We start from the raw sequence: 7,241 nt of genomic DNA, 5'->3' as shown, positions 1-7,241 counted from the left end.
CCCCCCCCCCCCCCCCACAACAACTGTCCCAGATCTAGCAAGGGGCAGCCGATTCAGGAGCGGGCAAGTTCCAGCAGTTTCCCACGCCACGCCGCCTTTGCCGGCAACGCCAGGAAGGACTCATTCAACAGCGACTCCCGCGGTGGATAACAGAACGGCTCGCCGCGTAGATCCAGCACCTCGCCGCCCGCCCCCTCCAGTACGCCCTGGGCGGCGGCGGTGTCCCATTGGGACGTCGGCGCCAGTCGTGGATAGCAATCCGCCGCGCCCTCGGCCAGCAGGCAGAACTTCAACGAGCTGCCAATGCTCGTCAGCTGCAACTCCCCCAGGCACTCGCTCAAGCCGCCCAAGAGACGCTCTTGCTCCGGGCTGGTATGGCGACGGCTGGCGACCACCGTAAAAGCATCACCCGGTGCCGGTACGTTACGCACTTCGATCGGCAAAGGCTCGCCACCCTGGTCGCCACGCCAGGCGCCGAGCCCCGCGCCACCGACGTAAAAGCGACCATTGGTGGGCATCGACACTACGCCAAACACCACCCGCCCCTGCTCGACCAGTGCGATATTGACGGTGAACTCTTCGCTGCCGGAAATGAACTCCTTGGTTCCATCCAGCGGGTCCACCAACCACCAGCGTTGCCAGCCGGCGCGCACGCTTTGCGCAATATTAGCGTCCTCTTCGGAGAGGATCGGGATATCCGGCGCCAGCGCGGTCAGCCCGGCCACGATCACATCGTGAGCGGCCATGTCTGCGGCGGTCACCGGCGAGGCGTCGGACTTGTGGTTGACCTGCACATTGGCTCGCCAGAACGGCAGGATCGCCTCACCGGCCTTGAGCGCCAGCTCGACCACAGGAGCCATCAGGGGATCGGGAAAATTCATGACAGGAACGCTCCGCGCTGGGTCAGCAGGTCACGGACCAAGTACAGCGCCGCCAAGGCCCGACCCTCCGTGAATTGAGGGTTTTGCGCCAAGGCCGACAACTCACGCAGATTGACCTTGTCCACGCGCATCGGCTCGGGCTCGTCACCTTCCAGCCGCTCTTCATAGAGATCGGTCGCCAGCACCACCTGGATCTTCTGGCTCATGTAGCCGGGGGACAGGGACAGTTCAGTCAGGTGCTCCAATTGACGCGCACCAAAACCGGCCTCTTCCTTAAGCTCCCTCTCAGCCGCCGCCAACACATCTTCACCCGGCTCGATCAACCCCTTGGGCAGGGACAATTCGTAGGCATCGGTGCCGCCGCAGTATTCTTCCACCAGCACGGCGTGATCGGTGTCGAGCATCGCCACGATCATCACGGCGCCGTAACCTGCGCCCTTGCCCGCCAAACGTTCATAGGTGCGCTCCACGCCGTTGGAAAACCGCAGTTTCAGTTCTTCCACGCAAAACAGGCGGCTGGTGGCGACGATCCGTCGATCGAGTATGGTGGGTTTCTGGCGCATAAACGGCTCCCTGGGCGATAGCGAGCTACTATACCCGGCCTATTCTGATTGTTTGTGTCGGATATCCGATTACCGCTGGAGAAGTTTTATGGCCTTGCTGCCCTGGCACGAGATCGACACGGTGCTGCTGGACATGGACGGCACCCTGCTGGACCTGCATTACGACAACCATTTCTGGATGGAACACTTGCCCCAGCGCTACGCCGAACTGCATGGCGTGAGCCGGGCCATGGCCGAGCTGGAGTTGCAGCCGCTGTTCGAGCGCAACGCCGGTCAATTGCAGTGGTATTGCCTGGACTTCTGGAGCATCGAGCTGAAACTGCCGGTGCGCGAACTGAAGCTGGAAACCGCGCACCTGATTGCCCTGCGCCCGGACGCCGACACGTTCCTGGCGGCGATCCAGCGGGCGGGTAAACGGGTGGTCATGATCACCAACGCCCATCGCGATTCGTTGTCCCTGAAGCTGGAACGCATCGAACTGGCCCCCTATTTCGAGCGTTTGATCAGCTCCCACGACTACGGTTTTCCCAAGGAAAGTCCGCAATTCTGGGATGCGCTGCAAGCCGACCTGAACTTCGACCCGGCCCGCAGCCTGTTTATCGATGACACCCTGCCCGTATTACGTAGTGCTCGGGAGTTCGGCGTGGCGCACCTGCTGGCCGTCAGCGAACCGGACAGCCGCAAAGGGCCGAAAGACACCGGGGAGTTTGAAGCGTTGGGAGATTATCGGGCACTGATCGAAGGGCTCTGAAAGCCCTATGTGGCGAGGGAGCTTGCTCCCGTTCGGCTGCGCAGCAGTCGCATGGGGGCCGCTGCACAACCCAGCGGGAGCAAGCTCCCTCGCCACAGGGGACCGGCTACTCAGGAATGCGCAGCACCTGCCCCGGATAGATCTTGTCCGGGTGCGACAGCATCGGTTTGTTGGCTTCAAAAATCTTGTTGTACTTGTTCGCGTCGCCGTACTCGGCTTTGGAAATCGCGCTGAGGGTGTCGCCCTTCTTCACGGTCACAAAACGTGCGGCTTGTGCCACTGGACCTGTCACCGTGATCTGATCATCAACACTGCCCACACCTGCGATGTTGCCGACGGCCAGCAGGATTTTTTCCTTCTCCTCCTGACTGCTCACCTCACCGGTCACGGTGACTTTGTCGCCCTCAATAGTCGCCTGAACATTCGGGTTGCCAAGACCCACCTTACTGATGTGCTCTTTCAACTGCTCGCTGGCATTGGCATTACCGGGAGTCAGCAGATCGATCAGTTTTTCGCCAGCTTCCTTCACAAAACTAAAAATACTCATGGTGCACGCTCCTTGGGGTTTAAGTATCCAGACGCAAAAGCCTAGACCAAGCCAAACGAACCCGGTTCCCCGCCGACCAATGACCCTGCCGCGCACAAAGCGCTAGAATCCGAACCTTCCCGCGCCCTGGAACGAAGATGGACATCAAGCAGCTGAAATTTCTCATCGCGCTCGACGAAACCCGCCACTTCGGCCAGGCAGCCGCGCGCTGCCACATCACCCAACCGACCCTGTCGATGCGCCTGCGCAGCCTTGAAGAGGAGTTGGGTCTGCCGCTGGTCAATCGAGGCCAGCGCTTTGAAGGTTTCACCGCTCCGGGGGAGCGGGTGTTGGCCTGGGCACGCACGGTCATGGCGGCCTATGACGGTCTTCAGGCCGAAGCGGCGGCCTGCCGTGGCAACCTGGTGGGTACCCTGCGCCTGGGTGTGGTGCCATTGTCGGACTTCGATCCGTTGTCGATGATGCAGCGCCTGCACAGCGAGCACCCTAACCTGCATTTCGAGTTGTCCTCCCTGAGCTCCGAACGCATCCTCGAACAACTGGCGAACAACCGCATCGACCTGGGCATTTCCTATCTGGAGCGCCTGGACACCGAACGCTTTGACGCCCTGCCCTTCAGCCATACGCGCATGGGCCTGCTCTATGACCAGCGCTACTTCTATTTCGGCGAGCAGCCGCTGAGCTGGGAAGCGCTGATCGAGTTGCCCCTGGGCATGCTCACCAGCGGCATGCATTTTCGTCAGTCTATCGACCACAACTTCCACAGTCGGGGCCTCACACCCCGCCCTCTGCTGCAAACCGACGCGGTGCATCAATTGTTACAAGCCGTCCACGGCGGACTGTGTTGCGCGGTGATGCCGCTGGACAGTGGCCTGGGTATGCTGACCCAGGACTTGCGCATCCAACCCATCGAAGACGCGCAAACCCTGGTCCCGTTGGGTCTGATCATGCGCCGCGGCGCTCCGCGCTCGGCTTTGGCGGAGGCTTGCTTCGCCCTCTACCAGAAATCATCAACGACATCTTGATCGACGTCATCTATTGATAGATCAGTAATAGCGATTAGACGTGGCAGATTGCCGCATTTAGTCTTATCACTATTCCCACTGTCAGTGATGCCTATGAACGACAAGCCTCCGGTCTGTCCTGCGCCTGCGGAGAAAACACCCGCGCCAGCCGCCAGCCAGAGCTATCGCTACTGCGACCTGGACCATTCCCAATCGGACAGCACCGCGCTGGCCGAGGAAGTGGCGCTGGCGATCGCCTATAACGGCATCAGTCAGGCTGTCATGCTGGTCACGCCCTCTGACCTTGAAGACTTCATCGTCGGCTTCAGCCTGGGCAGCGGCATCATTGAAGACCCTGCGGACATCTATGACGTGCAACTTAGCGGCGACGGTTCTGCGCAATACGCCCAGGTAACTATCGCCAATCGCGCCTTCTGGAGCCTCAAGCAACAACGCCGACAACTGGCCGGCACCAGCGGCTGCGGGCTTTGCGGGGTGGAAGCGGTGGAGCAGGCATTACCGAACCTCAAGGCACTGCCCGGCACGCCACTGCCACCGGCCCAGTGGCTCGAAGGCCTGCGTCAACGCATCGGCCAGTTCCAGCCCCTGGGCCAGCATTGCGGTGCGGTACACGCGGCCCTGTTCATGAACGCCCAAGGTCAATTGCTACTGGGTCGCGAAGATATCGGCCGGCACAACGCCCTCGACAAACTGATCGGCGCGCTGATCCGACAGCAGATCCCGGTGAGCGGAGGCGTGGCGATCGTCACCAGTCGTTGCAGCCTCGAATTGATCCAGAAAGTGTTGCGCGCCGGCATCCAGACCCTGGTCAGCCTGTCATCTCCCACCGGCCTTGCCGTGCAATGGGCCCGACAACACAACCTCAATCTCATCCACCTGCCGCAAAAAAGTGCGCCGCGGGTCTACAGCCCTGCGATGGAGAATCAAGCGTGAGCAATCATCAACAAGCCGATCAGAAACCCGTACCGCGCTACAAGCCCTACAAGGGCCCGGCCGGTGGTTGGGGCGCGTTGATCAGCGTCGCCCAGGCCTGGCTGACCAGCGACAATGCGCTGAAGAACCTGCGCATGATGCTCAAGACCAACCAGAACGGCGGCTTTGACTGCCCAGGCTGTGCCTGGGGCGACTCGCCGGAAAGTGGCATGGTCAAGTTCTGCGAGAACGGCGCCAAAGCCGTGAACTGGGAAGCGACCAAGCGCCGTGTCGATGGCGCATTCTTCGCAAAACACAGTGTGACGTCGCTGCTGGAGCAGAGCGACTATTGGCTGGAATACCAGGGGCGCCTGACCGAGCCATTGAGCTACGACGCCGAAACCGACCGCTACAAACCCATCAGCTGGGAAGCGGCATTTGCCCTGATCGGCAAACACTTGCAGGGGCTCTCCAGCCCGAACCAGGCTGAGTTCTATACTTCGGGCCGGGCCAGCAACGAAGCGGCCTACCTCTATCAGTTGTTTGTGCGCGCCTACGGCACCAATAACTTCCCCGACTGCTCGAACATGTGCCATGAAGCCAGTGGCGTAGCGCTTTCCCAGAGTGTCGGCGTGGGCAAAGGCACCGTGACTTTCGACGATTTCGAGCATGCCGACGCGATTTTCGTCTGGGGCCAGAACCCAGGCACCAACCATCCGCGCATGCTCGAACCGCTGCGCGAAGCGGTGAAACGCGGCGCCCAGGTGGTGTGCATCAACCCGCTCAAGGAGCGTGGCCTTGAGCGTTTCCAGCACCCGCAAAACCCGATCGAGATGCTTACCAACGGGGACAAACCGACCAACTCCGCCTATTTCCGTCCGGCCCTGGGTGGCGACATGGCGGTCTTGCGGGGCATGGCGAAGTTCCTGCTGCAATGGGAACGTGAGGCACAAAACACCGGCGCTGCGGCGGTGTTCGACCACGCGTTCCTGAACGAACACAGCATCGACGTACTGGATTACTTGGCCGTGGTCGATGACACGCCGTGGAAGCAGATCGTTGAGCAGTCGGGCTTGACCCTGGTCGAGATCGAACAAGCGGCGCGCATGTACGCCATCAGCAAGAACGTGATCATGTGCTGGGCGATGGGCATCACCCAGCATCGCCATTCGGTGGCGACCATCCAGGAAATCGCCAACCTGATGCTGCTGCGCGGCAATATCGGCCGGCCGGGCGCCGGCCTGTGCCCGGTTCGCGGCCACAGTAACGTGCAGGGCGACCGGACCATGGGCATCAACGAGCGTCCGCCGGCGGCGTTCCTTGACTCGCTGGAGCGTCGCTTCCAGTTCAAGGTGCCGCGCGAGAATGGCCACAACGTGGTCGAAGCGATCCACGCCATGGCCGATGGCCGGGCGAAGGTCTTCATCGCTCTGGGCGGCAACTTCGCCCAGGCCACCCCGGACAGTGATCGGACGTTCCAGGCCTTGGGCAATTGCGACCTGACTGTGCAGATCAGCACCAAGCTCAACCGCAGCCATCTGGCTCATGGGAAAGAGGCGCTGATCCTGCCGTGCCTGGGCCGCACCGACATCGACCTTCAAGTCGAAGGCGCGCAAGCGGTGACCGTGGAAGACTCCTTCAGCATGGTCCATGCGTCCAATGGCCAATTGCAGCCGCTGTCGAACCAGATGCGCTCCGAACCCTGGATCATCGCCGGCATCGCCGCCGCCACGCTGGGCAGCCGCCCGGTGGACTGGAACTGGCTGGTGGCTGATTACAGCCGCATCCGCGACTTGATCGCCGACACTATCCCGGGGTTTAAAGACTTCAACGAAAAGCTCCAGAACCCAGGCGGCTTCTATCTGGGCAACAGTGCCGGTGCACGTCGCTGGAATACCGCCTCCGGCCGCGCCAACTTCAAGCCCAACCGGTTGCCGACCGACCTGGTGCATGAACGCACCCGCGCCACCGGCCAATTGCCTGACCTGATCATGCAGTCCATGCGTTCTCACGATCAGTACAACACCACCATCTATGGCCTCGATGACCGTTATCGCGGCGTGAAGGGCCAGCGTGACGTGTTGTTCGTCAATGAAGCGGACATCATTCGACTGGGCTTCAAACCTGGGCAGAAGGCCGACATCGTCTCACTCTGGGATGACGGGCGCGAGCGACGGGTCAAAGGCTTTACCCTGCTGGCATTCGATATTCCCGCCGGACAGGCCGCCGCCTATTACCCTGAAGTGAATCCGTTGGTGCCGTTGGAGAGCACCGGCGACGGCAGCCATACCCCGACCTCGAAATTCGTGGCGATCCGCCTGGAAGCGGCGAGCGAGAATGGGCTGATTCTGGCCAAGTCGGCCTGAGACAGTCCCTAAGGCGATGAGATTTCCCCTCAGGCTGTAGGAGCTGCCGCAGGCTGCGATCTTTAGAGCTTGATCGTTCGCTTCGGACTGAACGGGCCGGGGAAATCGCAACCTCGTTGCTCTCTACCAGCGAGATAAATCTCCTCGCTACAGTGCATTTTCTAACGCCCACAAAAAAGGCCGTTTTCCATAGAAA

The 7,241-nt window shown here is 61.1% G+C and carries 7 protein-coding genes; 4 read left to right on the top strand and 3 right to left on the bottom strand.

Annotation, left to right across the window (positions count from 1 at the left end; translation table 11 throughout):
- Positions 1–53: 53 nt before the first annotated feature.
- Together cysQ and nudE are read right to left on the bottom strand one after the other, a co-directional pair.
- Positions 54–881: a 3'(2'),5'-bisphosphate nucleotidase CysQ gene (gene cysQ, locus HU811_RS23110; protein WP_186658292.1), complete on the bottom strand. Its 828-nt coding sequence runs from the start codon at positions 879–881 to the stop codon at positions 54–56.
- Positions 878–1,444 carry an ADP compounds hydrolase NudE gene (nudE, locus tag HU811_RS23105; RefSeq protein WP_186658289.1) on the bottom strand — a complete coding sequence of 189 codons (567 nt, stop codon included), beginning with the start codon at positions 1,442–1,444 and terminating at the stop codon, positions 878–880. The genes cysQ and nudE overlap by 4 nt, the downstream gene beginning before the upstream one ends.
- 88 nt (positions 1,445–1,532) lie before the next feature.
- Between nudE and yrfG the strand changes: the two genes are divergently transcribed.
- Entirely contained in the window at positions 1,533–2,195 is a 663-nt protein-coding gene (yrfG, locus tag HU811_RS23100) for a GMP/IMP nucleotidase (protein ID WP_186658286.1), read from the top strand.
- 106 nt (positions 2,196–2,301) lie between these two features.
- Here yrfG and lysM read toward each other — a convergent pair whose 3' ends face one another.
- Complete coding sequence (gene lysM, locus HU811_RS23095; RefSeq protein ID WP_186658283.1) at positions 2,302–2,742, bottom strand: peptidoglycan-binding protein LysM; 441 nt, start codon at positions 2,740–2,742, stop codon at positions 2,302–2,304.
- 137 nt (positions 2,743–2,879) lie between these two features.
- Here lysM and HU811_RS23090 point away from each other — a divergent pair, with 137 nt between their 5' ends.
- The 3 genes from HU811_RS23090 to HU811_RS23080 all read left to right on the top strand — a co-directional run bounded on the left by HU811_RS23090 (position 2,880) and on the right by HU811_RS23080 (position 7,045).
- Complete coding sequence (locus HU811_RS23090) at positions 2,880–3,767, top strand: LysR family transcriptional regulator (RefSeq protein ID WP_092455925.1); 888 nt, start codon at positions 2,880–2,882, stop codon at positions 3,765–3,767.
- 93 nt (positions 3,768–3,860) lie between these two features.
- On the top strand, positions 3,861–4,700 hold the full coding sequence (gene fdhD, locus HU811_RS23085) for a formate dehydrogenase accessory sulfurtransferase FdhD (RefSeq protein ID WP_186658280.1): 840 nt from the start codon (positions 3,861–3,863) through the stop codon (positions 4,698–4,700).
- The gene (locus tag HU811_RS23080; RefSeq protein ID WP_186658277.1) at positions 4,697–7,045 is read left to right on the top strand and encodes an FdhF/YdeP family oxidoreductase; all 2,349 of its coding nucleotides are present in this window, start codon (positions 4,697–4,699) and stop codon (positions 7,043–7,045) included. Before fdhD ends, HU811_RS23080 begins: the two co-directional genes overlap by 4 nt.
- Positions 7,046–7,241 lie beyond the last annotated feature (196 nt).

Origin of the sequence: Pseudomonas tehranensis (assembly GCF_014268615.1) — a bacterium.
GTDB classification, from domain to species: Bacteria; Pseudomonadota; Gammaproteobacteria; order Pseudomonadales; family Pseudomonadaceae; genus Aquipseudomonas; species Aquipseudomonas tehranensis.
Note: the sequence above shows the minus strand (reverse complement) of the source record. Positions and strands in the feature narration are given on the sequence as shown.

Excerpts from the sequence above, each read along its gene's own strand:
- cysQ (WP_186658292.1), bottom strand. The coding sequence starts at position 881 with ATGAATTTTCCCGATCCCCTGATGGCTCCTGTGGTCGAGCTGGCGCTC.
- nudE (WP_186658289.1), bottom strand. The coding sequence starts at position 1,444 with ATGCGCCAGAAACCCACCATACTCGATCGACGGATCGTCGCCACCAGC.
- yrfG (WP_186658286.1), top strand. The coding sequence starts at position 1,533 with ATGGCCTTGCTGCCCTGGCACGAGATCGACACGGTGCTGCTGGACATG.
- lysM (WP_186658283.1), bottom strand. The coding sequence starts at position 2,742 with ATGAGTATTTTTAGTTTTGTGAAGGAAGCTGGCGAAAAACTGATCGAT.
- HU811_RS23090 (WP_092455925.1), top strand. The coding sequence starts at position 2,880 with ATGGACATCAAGCAGCTGAAATTTCTCATCGCGCTCGACGAAACCCGC.
- fdhD (WP_186658280.1), top strand. The coding sequence starts at position 3,861 with ATGAACGACAAGCCTCCGGTCTGTCCTGCGCCTGCGGAGAAAACACCC.